Annotated in this window: 17 protein-coding genes; 7 read left to right on the forward strand and 10 right to left on the reverse strand. The window is 69.5% G+C overall.

The annotated features are described in order from the left end of the window. Position 1: 1 nt before the first annotated feature. The 3 genes from E1161_RS02350 to hutH are packed head-to-tail and all read right to left on the reverse strand — an operon-like array spanning position 2 to position 4,361. Positions 2-1,186, reverse strand: coding sequence for an allantoate amidohydrolase (locus tag E1161_RS02350; protein ID WP_132619042.1), 1,185 nt, complete (start codon positions 1,184-1,186; stop codon positions 2-4). After that, on the reverse strand, positions 1,183-2,829 hold the full coding sequence (gene hutU / locus E1161_RS02355; protein ID WP_132619044.1) for a urocanate hydratase: 1,647 nt from the start codon (positions 2,827-2,829) through the stop codon (positions 1,183-1,185). Before hutU ends, E1161_RS02350 begins: the two co-directional genes overlap by 4 nt. Further along, positions 2,826-4,361 carry a histidine ammonia-lyase gene (gene hutH / locus E1161_RS02360; RefSeq protein WP_132619046.1) on the reverse strand — a complete coding sequence of 512 codons (1,536 nt, stop codon included), beginning with the start codon at positions 4,359-4,361 and terminating at the stop codon, positions 2,826-2,828. The genes hutU and hutH overlap by 4 nt, the downstream gene beginning before the upstream one ends. A 77-nt stretch (positions 4,362-4,438) precedes the next feature. Between hutH and E1161_RS02365 the strand changes: the two genes are divergently transcribed. Further along, positions 4,439-5,221 (forward strand): IclR family transcriptional regulator, encoded by a 783-nt coding sequence (locus E1161_RS02365; protein WP_132619048.1) that lies wholly within the window; start codon positions 4,439-4,441, stop codon positions 5,219-5,221. A 32-nt stretch (positions 5,222-5,253) separates the two neighbouring features. Here the strand turns inward: E1161_RS02365 and E1161_RS02370 are convergent, their stop codons facing one another. The 4 genes from E1161_RS02370 to E1161_RS02385 are packed head-to-tail and all read right to left on the reverse strand — an operon-like array spanning position 5,254 to position 8,526. After that, complete coding sequence (locus E1161_RS02370; protein ID WP_132619050.1) at positions 5,254-6,129, reverse strand: ABC transporter substrate-binding protein; 876 nt, start codon at positions 6,127-6,129, stop codon at positions 5,254-5,256. After that, positions 6,126-6,809 carry an ABC transporter permease gene (locus E1161_RS02375; protein ID WP_132619052.1) on the reverse strand — a complete coding sequence of 228 codons (684 nt, stop codon included), beginning with the start codon at positions 6,807-6,809 and terminating at the stop codon, positions 6,126-6,128. The genes E1161_RS02370 and E1161_RS02375 overlap by 4 nt, the downstream gene beginning before the upstream one ends. Next, complete coding sequence (locus tag E1161_RS02380; protein ID WP_132619054.1) at positions 6,806-7,447, reverse strand: ABC transporter permease; 642 nt, start codon at positions 7,445-7,447, stop codon at positions 6,806-6,808. Before E1161_RS02380 ends, E1161_RS02375 begins: the two co-directional genes overlap by 4 nt. After that, the gene (locus tag E1161_RS02385) at positions 7,444-8,526 is read right to left on the reverse strand and encodes an ABC transporter ATP-binding protein (RefSeq protein ID WP_132619056.1); all 1,083 of its coding nucleotides are present in this window, start codon (positions 8,524-8,526) and stop codon (positions 7,444-7,446) included. The genes E1161_RS02380 and E1161_RS02385 overlap by 4 nt, the downstream gene beginning before the upstream one ends. 185 nt (positions 8,527-8,711) lie before the next feature. Between E1161_RS02385 and E1161_RS02390 the strand changes: the two genes are divergently transcribed. Beyond that, the gene (locus tag E1161_RS02390) at positions 8,712-10,250 is read left to right on the forward strand and encodes a bis-aminopropyl spermidine synthase family protein (protein WP_132619058.1); all 1,539 of its coding nucleotides are present in this window, start codon (positions 8,712-8,714) and stop codon (positions 10,248-10,250) included. On the opposite strand, the gene E1161_RS02395 is transcribed toward E1161_RS02390, so the two are convergent. Both E1161_RS02395 and E1161_RS02400 read right to left on the reverse strand, forming a co-directional pair. Then, positions 10,237-13,059, reverse strand: a complete 2,823-nt coding sequence (locus E1161_RS02395; RefSeq protein ID WP_235874722.1) for a bifunctional diguanylate cyclase/phosphodiesterase — start codon at positions 13,057-13,059, stop codon at positions 10,237-10,239. The two genes, E1161_RS02390 and E1161_RS02395, sit on opposite strands and share 14 nt — an antisense overlap. A 327-nt stretch (positions 13,060-13,386) precedes the next feature. After that, the gene (locus E1161_RS02400) at positions 13,387-14,586 is read right to left on the reverse strand and encodes an NAD(P)-dependent malic enzyme (RefSeq protein ID WP_132619060.1); all 1,200 of its coding nucleotides are present in this window, start codon (positions 14,584-14,586) and stop codon (positions 13,387-13,389) included. A gap of 486 nt (positions 14,587-15,072) precedes the next feature. Between E1161_RS02400 and E1161_RS02405 the strand changes: the two genes are divergently transcribed. Then, entirely contained in the window at positions 15,073-15,684 is a 612-nt protein-coding gene (locus tag E1161_RS02405) for a dTDP-4-dehydrorhamnose 3,5-epimerase family protein (protein WP_132619062.1), read from the forward strand. 52 nt (positions 15,685-15,736) lie between these two features. On the opposite strand, the gene E1161_RS02410 is transcribed toward E1161_RS02405, so the two are convergent. Then, entirely contained in the window at positions 15,737-16,051 is a 315-nt protein-coding gene (locus tag E1161_RS02410) for a S26 family signal peptidase (protein ID WP_132619064.1), read from the reverse strand. A 79-nt stretch (positions 16,052-16,130) separates the two neighbouring features. On the opposite strand from E1161_RS02410, the gene sodN reads away from it, so the two are divergent. The 4 genes from sodN to E1161_RS02430 all read left to right on the forward strand — a co-directional run bounded on the left by sodN (position 16,131) and on the right by E1161_RS02430 (position 18,364). Then, positions 16,131-16,538 carry a superoxide dismutase, Ni gene (gene sodN, locus E1161_RS02415; RefSeq protein ID WP_132619066.1) on the forward strand — a complete coding sequence of 136 codons (408 nt, stop codon included), beginning with the start codon at positions 16,131-16,133 and terminating at the stop codon, positions 16,536-16,538. Between the two features lie 322 nt (positions 16,539-16,860). Next, the gene (locus E1161_RS02420) at positions 16,861-17,157 is read left to right on the forward strand and encodes a hypothetical protein (RefSeq protein WP_132619068.1); all 297 of its coding nucleotides are present in this window, start codon (positions 16,861-16,863) and stop codon (positions 17,155-17,157) included. 69 nt (positions 17,158-17,226) lie between these two features. Then, on the forward strand, positions 17,227-17,814 hold the full coding sequence (locus E1161_RS02425) for a histidine phosphatase family protein (protein WP_132619070.1): 588 nt from the start codon (positions 17,227-17,229) through the stop codon (positions 17,812-17,814). Positions 17,815-17,896: 82 nt separating this feature from the next. After that, on the forward strand, positions 17,897-18,364 hold the full coding sequence (locus E1161_RS02430; protein WP_132619216.1) for a GNAT family N-acetyltransferase: 468 nt from the start codon (positions 17,897-17,899) through the stop codon (positions 18,362-18,364).

Genomic DNA, 18,364 nt, shown 5'->3' on the forward strand with positions numbered 1-18,364 from the left:
CTCACCCCGCCAAGTCTGCGAGGACGCGGGCGAGGGCATGGGAACCTTCCTCGCAGTCCTCGGCGGTCGCGTGTTCTTCGGGGGCGTGGCTGATCCCGGTCGGGTTTCGCACGAACAGCATCGCGGTCGGCTTCTCGGCTGCGAGCACTCCCGCGTCGTGGCCGGCCCCGGTGGGCAGGACAGGGACATCGTCGAGGACACCGCGCAGTCGGTCGCGCAGCGCCGGGTCGAATTGGACGGTGTCGCCGAAGGATTCCTCGACGACCTGCACCTGGCACCCTTCCTGCGCGGCGAATTGCTCCGCCTGCCCGGCCAGGTCGTCGACCATGGATCGCACCCCCCTGGGAGCGCGCGCGTCGAGGTGGACGTCCACTGTCGAGGCGATGACGTTGGTGCCGCCCGGGGTGGGGACGAGCCTGCCGACCGTCGCGCGACCTCCGGGCGTCGCGGCCGCCGTGCGGCGGGCGGCGAGGACGAGGTGCGCTGCGGGGAGCATGGAATCGTTCCGGTCATCGATGAGCGTGGCGCCGGCGTGGTTTCCCTGACCGCTGAAGCGGAACCGCCACCTGCCGTGTCCGAGGATCGAGTCGGCGACCCCTAGGGGACGATCCAGGTCGATCAGGCCCTTGCCCTGCTCGACGTGCAGCTCCACGAAGGTTCCGATGCGCGCGAGAGCGGTCTCGTCCCGGCCGATGCGGGCGGGGTCCGCGCCGAAGGAGCGCATCGCTTCGGCGAGGGTGCCTCCGTCGGCGTCGCGCAGGTTGCGCGCGTGATCCGGGTGGATGGTTCCCGCCATCAGCCGGGACCCGAGGCAGGGCACCCCGAAGCGGCCGCCTTCCTCTTCGGCGAAGACCACCACGGCCAGCGGTGCGCGCGGCTGAAAACCTCGTTCCCGCAGAATGTCCACCGCTTCGAGCGCGCTGACCACACCGAGGGGGCCGTCGAAGGCGCCACCGCCGGGCACCGAGTCGAGATGGCTGCCGGTGACGACAGCACCCGGTCCCGGCTCTCCCCACCAGGCCCAGATGTTGGTGTTGGCATCGGTTTCCACCGCGAACCCGCGGTTCTCGGCCTGCTCGATGAACCATTCGCGCAGGTGCCGCTCGGCGTCGTCGAAGACGTGCCGCGAGTAGCCACCGCGCCGCTGATCCGCGCCGATCCCGGCGATGGCGTTGAGCCCGCTCATCGGCTCACCAGCGGTGTCCGCACGCCGCGCTCGGCAGCAATCTCTTCGGCACGTTCGTAACCGGCGTCGACGTGCCGGATCACCCCCATGCCCGGGTCGTTGGTGAGCACCCGCTGGAGCTTCTGCGCGGCGAGCTCGGTGCCGTCGGCGACCGTGACCTGACCAGCGTGCAGGGAACGTCCCATGCCGACGCCGCCACCGTGGTGCAGCGACACCCAAGTCGCGCCAGATGCGGTGTTGACCAGGGCGTTGAGCAGCGGCCAGTCGGCGACCGCGTCGGAGGAGTCCGCCATCGCCTCGGTCTCGCGGTAGGGAGAGGCGACCGATCCGCAGTCGAGGTGATCGCGGCCGAGGACCACGGGTGCGGCGAGCTCGCCGGAGGCGACCATCTCGTTGAACCGCAGGCCCGCGGCAGCGCGCTCGCCGTAACCGAGCCAGCAGATCCGGGCGGGAAGGCCGTGGAAGGGAACCTTCCTGTCAGCCAACCGGAGCCATCGGGCGAGGTGCTCGTCGTCTCCGAAGAGCTCCAGCACGGCCTTGTCGGTCTTGGCGATGTCGGCGGGGTCACCGGACAGCGCCGCCCAGCGGAAGGGTCCTCTTCCTTCGCAGAACAGCGGGCGGATGTAGGCGGGGACGAAGCCCGGGTAGGCGAACGCCCGGTCGTATCCGGCGAGCTGGGCTTCGCCGCGCAACGAGTTGCCGTAGTCGAAGACCTCGGCGCCTGCGTCGAGGAATCCCACCATCGCCTCGACTTGCTGGGCCATCGAATCCCGTGCGCGGGTGGTGAACTCGTCGGGTTTGCGGGCCGCGTAATCGCCCCAGTCGGAAAGGTCCACGTCCAGCGGGAGGTACGACAGCGGGTCGTGCGCCGAGGTCTGGTCGGTGACGATGTCCGCCGGCACTCCGCGTCGCAGCATCTCGGGGAGCAGCTGCGCCGCGTTGCCGATGACGGCCACCGAGTAGGCGCGCCGGTCACGCTTGGCTGCGACGGCCTTGTCGATGGCTTCGTCGAGGGAGTCGGCGACCTCGTCGAGGTAGCCCTGGCGGGCGCGGCGGTGGGCGCGTTCCGGGGCGCATTCCACGACCAGCGCGACACCTTCGTTCATGGTGACCGCCAGCGGCTGCGCTCCACCCATGCCGCCGAGTCCCGCGGTGATGGTGAGCGTTCCGGCAAGCGTTCCGCCGAAGCGCTTGGTCGCGATGGCCCCGAACGTCTCATAGGTGCCTTGAAGGATCCCTTGTGTTCCGATGTAGATCCAAGATCCGGCCGTCATCTGGCCGTACATCATCAGGCCGAGTTCGTCGAGGCGCCGGAACTCCGACCAGTTCGCCCAGTCGCCGACGAGGTTGGAGTTGGCGATGAGCACGCGCGGCGCCCACTCGTGGGTTCGCAGCACGCCGACGGGTTTGCCGGACTGCACGAGCAGCGTCTCGTCCTGGCCGAGCGTGGTCAGTTCGCGCACGATCGCCTGGTAGCAGGCCCAGTTCCGGGCGGCCTTGCCGGTTCCGCCGTAGACGACGAGGTCTTGCGGGCGTTCGGCGACGTCGGGGTCGAGGTTGTTCTGCAGCATCCGCAGCGGTGCCTCGGTGCTCCAGCTGCGGGCGGTCAGCGTCGTGCCGCGTGGGGCGCGCACGTCGGTCATCGATCCCTCCCTGATTCGGCGGCGGCGAGGACTTCGCCGCCGCGGATGAGTCGTTCTGCCGCGGCGATCTCGGGTGCCACGTGCCGGTCGGGGCCCGGTCCTGGCACGTCGCGGCGCAGCAGGTCGCGGACCGCACCGGTGGCGGGGCCGGGTTCCAGGGGTGCGCGCAGGTCGAGGGCCCGAGCGGCTGTGAGCAGTTCGATGGCCAGCACCGTGGTCAGGCCGTCGACGGCGCGGCGCAGCTTGCGGGCGGCGGCCCAGCCCATGGACACGTGGTCTTCCTGCATGGCGCTGGTGGGGATGGAGTCCACGGAGGCCGGCACGGCGAGGCGTTTGAGTTCGGAGACGATCCCGGCCTGCGTGTAGTGGGCGATCATGTGTCCGGAGTCGACGCCGGGGTCGTCGGCGAGGAACGCCGGGAGTCCGTGGGAGCGGGCGACGTCGAGCATCCGGTCGGTGCGCCGGTCGCAGATGCTGGCCACGTCGGCCAACGCGATGGCCAGGAAGTCCAGCACGTGTCCGAGCGGGGCTCCGTGGAAGTTGCCGTTGGATTCGATGCGGCCGTCGGGAAGCACGACGGGGTTGTCGATGGCGGACGCGAGCTCGCGATCGGCGACGGTCTCGGCGTGGCCGACGGTGTCGCGGGCGGCGCCGTGGACCTGCGGTGAGCAGCGCAACGAGTAGGCGTCCTGGACGCGTGGGCAGTCCGGCCCGCGGTGGCTGGCCACGATCGGCGAGTGCGAGAGGAAGGCGGCCATCCTCTCGGCCGAGACGGCTTGGCCGGGGTGCGGGCGGAGTGCTTGGAGGTCGGCGGCGAAGGGACGGTCGGTGCCGAGCAGTGCCTCGACGCTCATCGCGGCGGTGAGGTCGGCGACGTCGACCAGGGCGTTGATGTCACGCAGCGCGAGCACCAGCATGCCGAGCATGCCGTCGGTGCCGTTGGTGAGCGCGAGCCCTTCTTTCTCGGCCAGCACGACGGGCGCGATGCCGGCTTCCGTGAGCACTTCGGCGGCCAGGCGTCGCCGGCCGGAGGCGTCGAGGACCTCGCCTTCACCGGTGAGCGCCAGGGCGACGGCCGCGAGCGGGGCGAGGTCGCCGGAGCAACCGAGGGAGCCGTGCTCATGCACGAGGGGAACGATCCCGGCGTTGAGCATCGCGGCCAGGGCGTGGGCGGTTTCGGGTCGAACCCCGGTGTGACCGGTGGCGATGGTGTGCAGGCGCAGCAGCATCTGCGCGCGCACGACTTCGGGTTCGACGATGTCGCCGGCGCCCGCCGCGTGGGAGCGGACGAAGGACTGCTGCAAGGCCGCCCTTCGCTCACTGGGGATGTGGCGCACGGCGAGGGCTCCGAAGCCGGTGGAGACCCCGTAGACGGGTCGTTCTTCGGCTGCCAGTTCTTCGATGTGCTTGCGGGTGGCGACGATGCCTTGTTCGGCGAGCTCGCTGAGCCGCACGGTGCTCCCCCCGCGCGCGACCGAGACGACTTCCGCGCGCGACAGCGGCTGCGGACCGAGGAACAACTCGTTGTGCATGTCCCCATCTCAGCTCGCGGAAGCCCCTGGCAGAAGCCCTGATGGAGGGACTTCGTCTGGGATGCCAGACTTTGGGCGTGGGTGACAGCAGTGACGTGCCCGCGCTGCGGCGCGGGTTGGCGATCTTGCGGGCGCTGGCAGGGCGGGCCGGCCCGGTGTCGGCGGGCGTGCTGGCGCGCGAGCTGGGCTTGCCGAGGTCGACGACGTATCACTTGTTGGCGGAGCTGGTGGCGGGCGGTTTCGTGGTGCACCTGCCGGAGGAGCGCCGCTACGGGCTGGGTGTCGCGGCGTTCGAGCTGGGTTCGGCCTACTTGCGGCACGATCCGCTCGAACGGTTGGCGGGCCCGGTCCTGCGGCGGTTGGTGGACCGGGTGGGGCGCGCCGCGCAGTTGGGGGTGCTGCACGGGGCCGAACTCCTCTACTTGCTCAAGGAGCGACCTTCACGACCGCAAACACTGGTCACCGACGTCGGTGTCCGGTTGCCCGCTCAGCTCCCGGCGTCGGGGCGGGCGATGCTGGCGCACCTCCCGGCGGCGCAGGTGCGCGCGATGTTCCCTTCCAGCGAGCGCTTCGTGCTGCGCACGGGTCGGGGCCCTCGCAACCTGCCGGAGCTGCGCCGGTTGCTGGCCGAGGAACGCCGCCGGGGGTGGGCGGTGGAGGACGGTGTCGTCACGCCCGGGTTCGCCTCGGTCGCGTGCCCGGTTTTCGACCACACGGCCCGGCCGATCGCCGCCATCGGGGTCACCTTTCGCCATTCCTGCGAGGGCGCCGGGTGCGGCGAGACCTGGCCTGGGTTGGCTGCCGACGTCGGTGAGGCCGCCGCCGAGCTCACCGGACGGATCAGCGGCCGCAGCGCTTGACCGGCCGCCGCTGGGGAGGCCGGTCAAGGCGGTCAGAGACCAGCGGTGGCGATGAATTCCTTGGCGACGTCGGCGGGATTGGCCTTGTCCACTTCGAGCCGCTTGTTGAGCTCGGTGAGCTCTTCGGTGGTCAGCGCTTCGGAGACCTTGTTGACGGCCTCGACCTGGGGCGGGGTCAACTTGCCCTTGCCCGCGAGGGGGACGACGTTCTGTGCCGGGAACATGTTCTTCGGGTCGTCGAGCTTGACCAGGTCGTTGGTGGTGATCTGCGACGAGGTGGTGAACAGGTTCGCGGCTTGGATCTCGCCCGAGGTGAGTGCGTTGACGGTGATCGTGCCGGCTTCGACGCTGCGGATCTCCTTGAAGGTGCAGCCGTAGTCCTGCGCGATCTTGGCCTCCCACCGCGACTTCCACTCGGCGGGGGCTCCGAGGACGATGTCGCGGCAGCGCGGTCCGAGATCGGCCATCGAGCGCAGACCGGTGTCGGCGGTGGCCTTCGTGACGGTGAGGACGTCGGAGTCCTCGGCCGGGGACTGGTCGAGGAGTTCCATGTCGTTGCCGACCTTGCCGCGCAGCTGGTCGTAGACCTGCTGCGACTCCGTGGCGCTGGAGGCAGGGTCGAGGAATTCCAGCAGGTTGCCGGTGTATTCGGGCACGAGCGTGAGTTCACCGTTGCGGACGGCGTTGACGTAGAACTCGCGGGCGCCGATGCGGGGTTTCGTCTGCACGTCGGCTCCGGTGGTCTTGAGCGCCTCGGCGTAGACGTGCATCAGCAGCTCGCTCTCGGCGAAGTCCGCAGAACCGATCACCACTTGCCCGCTCTGGGCCTTTCCGGCTTCCAGCGGGTCTTGCGAGCCGCAACCGGCCAGCACCAGTGCCGCAGCGGCGAGCGCCAGCAGTCGTCTCATCGATCGTTACCTCCTCGTCGGGCGGCCAGGACCAGACCGCGCGGCACCACCAACCGGGTCAGCCCGGCCAACACCACGTCGAGCAGGACCGCCAGGGCCGCGATGACGATCGCGGCCGAAGCCATCTGCGCGTAGTCGCTGATCTTCAAGCCGTCGAGCAGGATTCGCCCGAGCCCGCCCAGGCCGACGTAGGCCGCGACGGCGGCGGTGGCCACGACCTGCAACATCGCGCTGCGAATGCCGCCGAGCACCAGCGGGAGCGCGGTCGGCAGCTCGACCTGCCACAGCACCTGGATCGGTCGCATGCCCATTGCCTTGGCCGCGTCGACGGCGTCGGCGGGGGCGTTGCGAACGCCCGCGTAGGCGCCGGAGAGGATCGCCGGGATCGCGAGGATCACCAGGCCGGCGAGCGCAGGTGCCACTCCGAGGCCGAAGCCCAGCACCAGCAGCGTGACCACGCCGAGGGTGGGCAGCGCCCGCATCGCGTTGCTGAACCCCACCAGCAGCACCGAACCCCGGCCGGTGTGTCCGATGTAGACGCCGAGCGGGACGGCGATGAGCGCGGCGACGAGGACCGACAGCACGCAGTAGTAGAGGTGCAGCAGCGTCTGCGCGGAGATCCCGCCTGGTCCGCTCCAGTGCGCGGGGTCGCCGAGCCACGCGATCAGATCGCCGATCATCGGCGCGCCCACGGGGTCGCGAGCCGCCACAGCAGTACCAGCAACAGGTCCACCACCAGTGCGAGCAGCAGGGTCAGCACGATGCCGATGATGATCTGCTGCGGGTAGTCGCGTTGGAACCCGTCGGTGAACAGCCTGCCCAGCCCACCGATTCCGACGAGCGCACCCACGCTGACCAGGCTGATGTTGCTCACCGATGCCACCCGCACGGCGGCGGCCAGCACTGGCACCGCCAAGGGGAGTTCGACCGCGAACAGCCGCCGGCCCGGGCGGTATCCGATGGCGGTCGCGGCGGCGACGATGTGCCCGGGCACGGAGTCCAGCGCGTCGCGGACCGGTCCCACCAGCAGCGCCGCCGTGTAGAGGGTCAGCGCGATGATCACGTTGAGCGGCGACAGCAGTGGGGTTCCCATCAGGCCGGGGAGGATCACGAACAACGCCAGGGATGGAATGGTGTAGAAGACGTTCGCGGTGTTCTGCAGGGCACCGCGCAGCCATCGGACGCGTTGGGCGAGGCGTCCCAGCGGGAGTGCCAGCAGAACTCCGAGCAGCAACGGGAGCAGCGACAGGTAGAGGTGTTCGGCGAGCTGGGTGGCCACCAGTTCGCGGTTGCTCGGGGAGCTGAAGAAGTCGATCACGTCGCCGCCCGGTGCTCATCCAGCAACGACAGCACCTCGTCGGCCGTGACGACGCCGACCGCGCCACCGTCGGCGTTGACGACGACGCCCAGACCGGACGGCGCGGACAGAGCGGCGTCCAGAGCGCCACGGAGGTTCCCGTGCTCCACGTGGAGCGAACCGCCGGCCACGAGGGTGTGCTCTGCGAGGTCGCCGTCGGAGTCGGTGCCCGGGGGCAGCCAGCCGCGTGGACGGTCACCTTCATCGACCGCCAGCCGCCACTGGTCGGTGGAGGGGACCCTTTCTCCCAACCGGACCGTCGGGACGGGTTTCGGACGCAGGCGCGCGGAGTCCACGAAGGACAGCCGGCGGTAACCGCGGTCGCGGCCGACGAAGGACGTCACGAAGTCGTCGGCGGGTGAGGACAGCAAGTCGTCGGGCGGCGCGCACTGGGCGAGGTGACCGCCTTGGCGCAGGACGGCGACCTTCTCGCCGAGCTTGATGGCCTCGTCGATGTCGTGGGTGACGAACAGGACGGTCTTGTCCAGCTCGTCCTGCAGGCGCAGCAACTCGTCCTGGAGGCCTTCGCGGACGACCGGGTCGACGGCGCTGAAGGGCTCGTCCATCAGCAGCACGGGCGGGTCAGCGGCCAGCGCTCGCGCCACTCCGACTCGTTGCTGCTGACCGCCGGAGAGCTGCGCCGGGTACCGCTTGCCCAGGTCCGCGGGAAGGCCGACGAGGTCCAGGAGCTCGCTGGAGTGCTCGCGCGCGGCGCGGCGGGTCTTCCCGGCCAGCATCGGGACGGTGGCGATGTTGTCCAGCACGGTTCGGTGCGGGAACAGTCCTGCCTGCTGGATGACGTAGCCGATGCCGCGGCGCAGCTGCGCCGGGTCGCGGTCGCGCACGTCGGTGCCGTCGACGGAGACGGTGCCCGAGGAGGGGTCGATCATGCGGTTGACCATCCGCATGAGGGTGGTCTTGCCGCAGCCGGAAGGCCCCACCAGCACGGTGATCGTCCCCGTCTCGACGGACAGGCTGAGCTCCTCCACGGCGACGGTGCCGTTCGGGTACTGCTTGCGGACGGACTGGAACTCGATCAACCGAGCCCCCTCTCGCGCGGACCCCCGAACCCGGCCGACCCTAGCCGGATGGTTCCCTTCCCGCGCTCGACTGAGACCGACGCGTGATCTGCTCCCATCATGCGAACCGCAGGGCGATGAGCCATCGACTGTGACACGAACGCGACCGTCGAGGGTTTCTCGCACCGATTAAGCTGGGCGATCCCATGGACAACGCCCAGCCACCCACTCCGATCGAAGCCGTTCGAGCGCTCCACGCCGAGCACGGCCTCCTCGGCCACCACGTTTGCCGCGTGCTGGCCGAACTCGTCTCAGGCCCGCGCTCGTTGGACGAGCTGATCAGGCGAACCGGGGTGTCGCGCCGGACGGTCGAGCAGGTGCTCACCGCAGTCGGTGACGACCTCGACGAAGGCGGTGCCCACCGCATCAAGGACTCCCTCCTCTCGCTCTACCGGCAGGAGTGGTCCCTCGTCGACACCTCGTCGGTAGAGGACATCGAGGCAGGGCTCGACACCGAGGCGTTGGAGGCGATGCGGGGTTTCGTCGCCTCCGGGCCTCGCCCGGAGGCGGCGCTGGACCACGTCACCGCGACTCCGGAGACCGCTCTGCGCCGCGCGACGTGGCTGCGCGACAACTACGACCTCGACGGCAAGAATGTCCTGTGCCTGGGCGATCACGACCTGACGTCGTTGGCGCTGTCGCTGGTGGCGCCGTCTGCGCAGGTGCGCGTCGTGGACCTGGACGAGCGCATCCTCCGCCACATCGACACCGTCGCGGCCGAGCGCGGGTTCACCATCGGCACCACGCACGCCGACCTGCGCTTCGGGTTGCCGCCGGCGGTGGAGGGCTGGGCTGACGCGGTGTTCACCGACCCGCCCTACACCCCGGAGGGCATCGGTTTGTTCTCCACCAGGGCCGCTGAGTGCCTGGCTCCGGGGCACAGCCGGATGTTCCTGGCCTACGGCTACAGCCCGCGCACCCCGGCTCTGGGGTTGAAGGTCCAGCAGGAGCTGCTGCGACTGGGCTTCGCGTTCGAAGCGATCCTCCCGCAATTCAACCGCTACTACGGCGCACAGGCCATCGGCAGCGCGAGCGACCTGTACGTGTGCCAGCCGACCTCGCACACCCGGAAGTTGGCGCTCCGCCAGGACCAGGCGATCTACACGCACGGCCCGCAGTCGGTGGAGGCTTCGGGTGAGGTTCCGGCGGCGTTGCCCGAGGCGGTTGCCGAGCGGCTCGGCGCCCCGGTCACCGAGTTGCGCCGGGCGAGCTGGACTCGTCCGGTGCGCCAGAGCGCAGCGGCGGCCTTCGACCTCCGCGCCGATCCGGGGCCGTGGCTGCTGCGGATGCTGTTGGCGTGCAGCGCCCAGAAGGTGGCCTTCGTGGTGGCCAACAACCATCCCGACATCACCAGCGAACGCGCCCAGTCAGAGCTGCGCGACCTGGTCGCGGCCAAGTACCGGTTGAAGCTGCACCGCAGCACCCCGGACGGCAAGCACGCGATCGTGGTCGCCGAACGCGCGGGAACCGGGTCCGCCATCGATTTCGTGCTGCAGCGCGCTCACGGCAAGCTGGGCAACATCTGGCGGGAAGCTCTCATCGCGCAGCGCGGGGACCTCACCAAGCGCCAGGCGCGGGAGGAGGTCGCCGAACTCGCACCACACCCCGACGACCTGGAGTTGCGGTTGATCGACCTGCCGCGCCACCGGATCGCCGACGTGCTGCGGGCGATCACGGGACGGTGAGGGGCCCGCTCGCCAGCATTTCGCGGAACTTCGGCGCGGGCACGGCGCCGGAGAACAACCAGCCTTGGTAGGACTCGACGCCGATACCGCGGAGCAGCCGGAACTGGGTGGCGTCCTCGACGCCTTCGGCGACGCACTGCCGGTCCATCGCGTAGGCCATGTCGACGACGGCGCGAGCGACCGCGAAGTCCGAGGCGTCTCCGCCGACTCCGGCGACGAACCGCCGGTCGACCTTGATGATCTGCGCGGGCAGGTCCTTGAGCCGGGCCAGCGACGAGTAGCCGGTGCCGAAGTCGTCGACGGCGAACCGCACGCCGCGGGAGACGAGTTCGCCCATCTCGTGCCGGGTGCGGGAGGGCAGGTCGACCAGCGAGGTCTCCACCAGTTCCAGGATCACCCGGTCCCAGGAGATGCCGGTTCCAGCGACGATGTCGGCGACGGAGTCGACGAAGTCTGGGCCGCCGGGCACCAGGCCTGCGAGGTTCACGGCGATGCTGACGGGGCGGCCGTTGCGGACCGGCCAGGACGTCGCTTCGCGCAGCGCGGTGCGCAGGACCCAGCGGTCGAGTTCGCGCAGGAGGTCCCCTTGTTCGGCCACCGGGAGGAACGCGTCGGGGGACAGCATCCCGCGTTCGGGGTGCGGCCAGCGGATCAACGCCTCGGCGCTGACGACGGTGCCTTCCGCGTCGACGACGGGCTGGTAGTGCAGGGCGAGCCCGTCGTTGCTGAGCGCTTCGCGGAGCTGGCCTTCCAGGTGCAGCTGGCGGTCGGCGGCGGCCATCAGGGCCGGGCTGGCCAGTGAGACCTTACCGGTGCCGCGCCGCTTCGCTTCGAACATGGCCGCGTCGGCGAAGCGCAGCAGGTCTTCGCCGCCCGAGCTGGAACCGTTGGGCACGGCCGCGCCGATCGAGGAGGAGACCCGGACCAGCTGGCCGTGCACGGGTACGGCGGTGCGCAGCAGCGCCGACACACGGGTGGCGAGCTGGTCGACACCGCCGCTGGCTTCGACGTCGGAGCAGATGATGACGAACTCGTCGCCGGAGAGCCGTGCCGCCGTGCACTCCACGGGAAGGCCGCCTTCGAGGCGCCGTGCCAGGGCCACCAAGAGTTCGTCGCCCGCGTCATGACCGAGCGAGTCGTTGACCCGCTTGAAGTTGTCGATGTCGCAGAACAGCACCGCGATGCCGGGTGAGTCGGCCCGGCCCAGGAGCCTGCTGAGCAGTTCCTTGACGGCGGTGCGGTTGGGCAGCCCGGTCAGGTCGTCGTGGGTGGCCTGGTAGCGCAGGGCTTCGGCGGCGCGCCGGCGTTCGGTGATGTCCTGGAACACCACGAGCCAGAACTCGGTTCCGTCGTCCTGCACCGAGGTGGAGGTGTGCAGCTCGCAGTAGACGGGTTCGCCGTCGGCGCGCACCATGACGCGTTGCGGTGCGCGGCGGCGGATCCCGGCGTGCTCGTCGGGCGCGGGCAGGTTCGGATTTGCCTCTTCGGGGTGGGTGATGTCGCGGATGCTGAGCCCGCGCATCTGGTCGAGCCGGTGGCCGAGCAGGTCGCAGAGGGCTTCGTTGGCGTTGACGATGCGTTCCGAGTGGTCGAACAGCCCGATGCCGACCGGCGTGATGTTGACGAGGTCGGAGAAGCGCTGGCTGGAGCGTTCCATGCGGGTGACCACGGCCCGCTGCTCGGTGACGTCCTGCACGGTGCCGACGAAGAGGTCCCTGCCGTCGGCGTCGACGATCTTGGTGCCGTGGATCCGCAGAATGCGGGTGGTGTCGCCGTTGCGCAGGTAGCGGTGCTCGATCTCGACGGGTGCGCCGCGTTCGACCAGCGGCCGCCACGCCTGGCGGACCCAATTGCGGTCGTCGGGGTGGACGTGGTCGAGGTAGCGGTCGAAGGTTCCGGTGGTGGAGACGGGCTGGCCGAGGATTTCGTAGAGCATGCTCGACAGCCGCATGACGTTGGTGCGCGGATCGACTTCCCAGGTGCCGAGCCGGGCGATGCGTTGGGCGTCTTGCAGCCGCCGGCGCTCGTCGCGCAGCTGCCGTTCGAGGGCCCGGTGTTCGGTGACGTCCTGCACGGTGCCCTGGACTCGCACGATCTGGCCTGCGCGGTCGTACTCGGCGCGCCCGGTGCACAGGAAGACGCGGGTGCCGTGCAGGTTGCGCAGTTCGGCTTCGAGCAGTTCGCCCTCGGCGGCGGTGAGCACGTCGGTGTAGAACTGCGCGGCGCGTTCGCGGTCGTCGGGGTGGGTGGTGGAGATCATCGCCGTGACGTCGTCGGCGTGGTCGGCCCCGCCCGCTCCGAGGAAATCGGCGAGCAGCGGGCTGCGGTAGATCTTGCCGGTGTCGGGGTAGTAGACCCAGCTGGCGACCTTGGCGAGCCTCTGAGCGTCGATGAGCCAGTAGCGCTCTTCGGAGTCGCGCGGCCCGACCTCGGTGCCGGGTTCGCCATCGGCGAGGTCGGAGACGTCGACGAGCAGGGTGACCTGCAGCGTCGTGTCGTCGGGGTGCGGCCAGGTCTGGAGCCGCACGGGGGCGCGTCGCTGCGGACCGCGCAGCCAGGTCTCGCGGCCTTCGCGGTCGATGAGGTCGGCGAGCTGGTTGCCGACGAGGGCGCTCGGGTCGGCGTGGCCGGCCAGCTTGGCCGCATGCCCGGTGGCGGCGACGACCTGGCCGTCCTGGTTGCTCAGCAGTGCGGGGGCGTCCGGAAGCGCCACTCTCGGGACCTGCACGCTCGCTGGGGTGCCGGCCAGGCCGAGGCCCCCGGGTGCCGATGGCATCCGGGTCCGCTCGCTCCGCTCGGTCAACAGCACCCCTCCCGCGTTGCAGCCGCAACGGCCGCCGATTACGGCCCCGATGACGAACCACCTAGTGATGCACACCACAACGACTCGTATTGCTGACCCTACCGCTCTGCGCACGGTCGGTATCGCCATGGTGCTGGGCCCTGAGGCCAGTTCCCTGAAGAGGTGACAGCCTTTGCCCGACATGATGACGCCGATTTCGAAATCTTCGTGAAGTCGATTTCCCGATGTCACCTACGAGTGGGGCCGGGAGAGCCCTTGAGGACTCTCCCGGCCCCACTCGACGCCGGTGTAGAACCTACCGCCGACCCATCGGCCTGCGACAGTGCTCGTTGATCACGTGGCCGCCACACCTCCAGCACGAGCGGCCTTGGACACCGCCGCGCTGACCTCGGGTGCGACCCGCGGGTCCAGCGGCGACGGGACGATGTAGTCCGCACTGAGGTCGTCGGCGGCCACGGCCGCGATGGCCTCGGCAGCGGCGACCTTCATGCCGTCGGTGATGCGCCGCGCGCCCACATCCAGCGCTCCCTTGAAGATGCCTGGGAACGCGAGCACGTTGTTGATCTGATTCGGGAAGTCGCTGCGCCCGGTGGCGACCACCGACGCGTACTTGCCCGCGACGTCGGGGTGGATCTCCGGGTCGGGGTTCGACAGCGCGAACACGATGCAGTCCTTGGCCATCAGGGCCACGTGCTCCTCGGGGACCTGGCCCATGGAGACACCGATGAACACGTCCGCGCCGCGCATCGCTTCGGCGGGGCCGCCGGAGATGCCACGCGGGTTGGTGAACTCGGTGAGCTCCTGCTTGATCGGGGTGAGCCCGTCACGATCGGCGCTGATCACGCCGCGCGAGTCGAGCACGATGATCTCGCCGACGCCCGCGGTGTGCAGGATCCTCGCGCAGGCGACGCCCGCTGCGCCCGCGCCGGAGATGACCACGCGCAGCGACTCCAGCTCGCGACCGGCGACGCGGGCGGCGTTGCGCAGCGCGGCCAGCGCCACGACCGCGGTGCCGTGCTGGTCGTCGTGCATGACCGGGCAGTCCAGCGCCTCGGTGACCCGGCGCTCCAGCTCGAAGCAGCGCGGCGCGGAGATGTCCTCCAGGTTCACCGCACCGAACGAGGGACGCAGCCGGACCAGGGTCTCCACGATCTCGTCGACGTCCTTGGTGTCCAGGACCAGCGGGATCGAGTCGAGCCCGGCGAAGGTCTTGAACAGGGCGGACTTGCCCTCCATGACCGGCAGTGATGCCTTCGGTCCGATGTCGCCCAGACCGAGAACCGCGGATCCATCGCTGACCACGGCCACCAGGCGCTGAGTCCAGGTGTAGCGATCAGCCAGGGACGGATCGCTTGCGATCGCCCGGCTGACCTGCGCCACCCCGGGGGTGTACGCGATCGACAGGTCGCGCGCGCTGTCCAGCGGGGCGGTCACCGCAGCGGTGAGCTTGCCCCCTTCGTGCGCGGCGAAGATCTCTTCGTGGGTCAGCTCGGCACCGATTCCATTGGCGGTGCCCTCGTTGATGGTGGTCACGGCGTCCCTCCTATTGCCATGCCTGCGGCCCGAGCACTATCGAGCCGGGCGGATGCGACCTCGAGCGGTCGCTGTCAACGCCGGCTTCCCGGGCGTACCGGTGAAGAAGACGTCTATCGAAATACCGATACCGGCCATCCTGTTCGGACAACGGCTCGGCGGACGCTGCGGTGCGTTTAGTGTGCCAGCCCTTTGAAGCAATGTCAGCGACAGGGATCACAAGCCTCACCAGCAAAAAGGCGAGATTTTTACGAATTGGGACAGTACGCGCGTCATATTTTTCGACCACGAGATGCAGTACGGCCGTCCTGTTTGCATTTCGCAGTTGTGCGGTACAAGTGTCCGGTATTGCCATCTGAATCGAAACTGTTTGGAAAATGCGAGTGCCCACCTCTGGTTTTCCGCGATGCGATCGAACACGGGAACCTTCTTGTCACCACCGCCCCACCGAACCGGCCCCGGTCACACCTCCTAGGCTCGGCACTCGTGCAGGTACGTCGACTTGAGATCACCGGGGCGTTCGAATTCACCCCAAAGGCTTTCCCCGACAACCGCGGCCTGTTCGTGGCCCCGTTCCAGGAGGAGGCGTTCACCGAAGCCACCGGCCACCCGATGACCCTGGCCCAGACCAACCACAGCGTCTCGGCCCGCGACGTCATCCGCGGCGTGCACTTCGCCGACACCCCACCCGGCCAGGCCAAGTACGTCTACTGCCCGCAGGGCGCACTGCTGGACGTGGTCGTCGACATCCGCGTCGGCTCCCCCACCTTCGGCCAGTGGGAGGCCATCCGCCTCGACTCGACCGAGTACCGCGCCCTCTACCTCGCCGAAGGACTCGGGCACGCGTTCCTGGCCCTCACCGACAACACCGTGATGACCTACCTGTGCTCCACCGGCTACAACCCCTCCGGCGAGCACGGCATCAACCCGATGGACCCGGACCTCGGCCTGCCCTGGGACGGCGCGCTCACCGGTCCGGCGATCCTGTCCCAAAAGGACCGCGAAGCCCCGACTCTCGCCGAAGCCGCCGAGAGCGGCCTGCTCCCCGACTTCAACACCTGCCTGGCGCACTACGAGTCGCTGCGCACCGAGCAATGAGGACGGGAACCTTCCTGTCACGCCCGACGGAATGGCACAGAGGTTCCCATCCTCAGCGCACGCGGCCGGGCGATGGCCACAACCGCCAGCGCACGACGCCCAGCACCTGCGCGGGGCCGAGGTCGCGGGAGTCCGTCGAACCGAAACCGTTGTCGCCCTCCACGTGCCAGCCGTCGGCCTCGCGGCGCACGGCGCGCTTGACCGACAGCTGATGGGGACGTTGCTGCCACCGCACCAGCACGACATCACCCGCACGGGCAAGATCACCGGTCCGGAACACCACGACGTCCTGGTCCCGAAGTGTGGGAACCATCGACGGTCCGCGCACCCGCAACCTGCGCAACGGCCACGGTCCGAGCGATTTCACCGGCACCTCCAGTAGGACGACGAGGATCTTCAAGAGTAGGGTCGGCCTCGTCGGAGCACTCACTTGTCAGGGAGGAATCATGCGACTCCTGTCGCGCATCCTCAGCCCCCGCCTGGAGGCGACCGCGCACTGCGACCTGCCGTGCGGCGTTTACGACCCCGCGCAGGCGCGGATCGAAGCGGAGTCGGTCAAGGCGATCCAGGAGAAGTACCAGGGCAACGAGGACCCGGAGTTCCGCACTCGTGCGATTCTGATCGCCGAGCAGCGCTCCGAGTTGGTCAAGCACCACCTGTGGGTGCTGTGGACCGACTACTTCAAGCCGCCGCACTTCGAGAAGTACCCGCAGCTGCACGAGCTGGTCAACAAGGCCACCAAGGCCGCGGGCGCCACCGGCACCAAGGGTTCGATGGACCCGGCCAAGGGCCAGGAGCTGCTGGACTACATCGCCGAGATCGACAAGATCTTCTGGGAGACCAAGAAGGGCTGATCTCCATCGACCTTCGAGAACGCCGGCCAGCGGAAACGCTGGTCGGCGTTTTCCTTTTCGCGCCCTCGGCCCGAGACCGCAGGTGACAGAGAGGTTCCCATGCTCGCGTCGACGCGAACTGCGCGAACGGTTCCCACGCCCACCACCGCAGTGCGCGAACGGTTCCCACCGTCACTGCCGTGGTGCGCGAAAGGTTCCCATGCTCACACCGCAGTGCGGGTAGGTCCCCTCGCTGCCGCCGGTGACGATCATGCGAGGCGTTCACCGCAGCCATAGGCTGGCCTGCACGGACACCGACGTCTCGCGGAGTTGGGGAGACCTCATGACCACCGCATGCCGAGAGCACACCGGTCACGACCACGCGCACGGGCCCGGCTGCGGGCACGTCGCCGTGCCGCACGGCGACCACGTCGACTACGCCCACGACGGGCACCTGCACGCTGCGCACGACGGGCACTACGACGAGTGCGAGGCCGGCGGACATCAGGAGCACGGGTCCCACGACCACGTTCACGGCGAGAACTGCGGGCACGTCGCGGTTCCGCACGGCGACCACGTCGACTACGTCCACGACGGGCACCGCCACGCCGCCCACGGGGAGCACTACGACGAGCACTGAACGATGTGGACTCCGTGACGTGGGCGACGTCGCGCTGCGGACGCGCCGCGGATCCGTACGCTGCCATCCGTGGAGCAGCGCGTCTACATCCTCCGGCACGGCACCACCGAGTGGTCCCTGACCGGCCAGCACACCAGCCGCACCGACATCCCCCTCACCGTCGAGGGCGAGCTGCGGGCACGCCAGGCGGGGCAGGCCCTGACCGCCCTGCGCCCCGCCGGCCCCGTCACGGTGCTGTGCAGTCCGCGCAAGCGGGCGCAGCGCACCGCGGACCTCGCCGGGCTCGCCGACGTGGTGACCGAACCGCTGCTGGTGGAGTGGGATTACGGCGACTACGAAGGCCTGACCACCGATCAGATCCGCGAGACCGTTCCGGACTGGACTGTGTGGAGCCATCCTTGCCCCGGCGGTGAAACGGCCTCCAACATCGCCACTCGTGCCGACGGTCTGCTGGAGCGCGTGCGCGGGACCGACACCGATGTGGTGCTCGTCGGGCACGGCCACTTCAGCCGGTGCCTGATCGCCCGATGGCTCAACCTGCCCATCGCCTCGGGGGTCCACTTCGCCCTCGATGCCGCCGGGATCACCGTCCTCGGCCACGACCGGGGAGTTCCGCAGATCCAGCGGTCGAACATCCCCGCCTGGCAGCAGGGCTGAGCACCTGCCTCCGTCCCCACCGCACCACCGCGCAGAATGGCCTGCAAGCACCGAGGTCGGTTGGTTGGCAGTGGAGGACGGGATGATCCGGCGGGCTCGCGAGGACGACGTGGCGGCCATGGTGGAGCTGGTGCACGAGCTCGCCAGGTACGAGGAGGAGCCCGATTCCTGCCACCTGACGGAGGAGCAGCTGCGGACAGCGCTTTTCGGGCCTGATCCCGCGCTGTTCGGGCACGTGGCCGAAGTGGGCGGTGCTGTCGTCGGGCTGTCCCTGTGGTTCCTGAACTTCTCCACCTGGGAAGGCGTGCACGGGATCTACCTGGAGGACCTCTACGTGCGGCCGGAGCACCGGGGGTCGGGCTTGGGCAAGCAGCTGCTTCGGACGCTGGCGAGCTATTGCGTCGAGCGCGGGTACGCGCGGCTGGAGTGGTCGGTGCTGGACTGGAACGAGCCCTCGATCGCCTTCTACGAGGCCCAGGGCGCCTTCCCGATGGACGGCTGGAGCGTCTACCGACTCACCGGGGACGCCCTGCGCTCCTTCGGGGGCTGA

This window comes from Saccharopolyspora aridisoli, from assembly GCF_004348445.1.
In the GTDB taxonomy this organism is placed as follows: domain Bacteria; phylum Actinomycetota; class Actinomycetes; order Mycobacteriales; family Pseudonocardiaceae; genus Saccharopolyspora; species Saccharopolyspora aridisoli.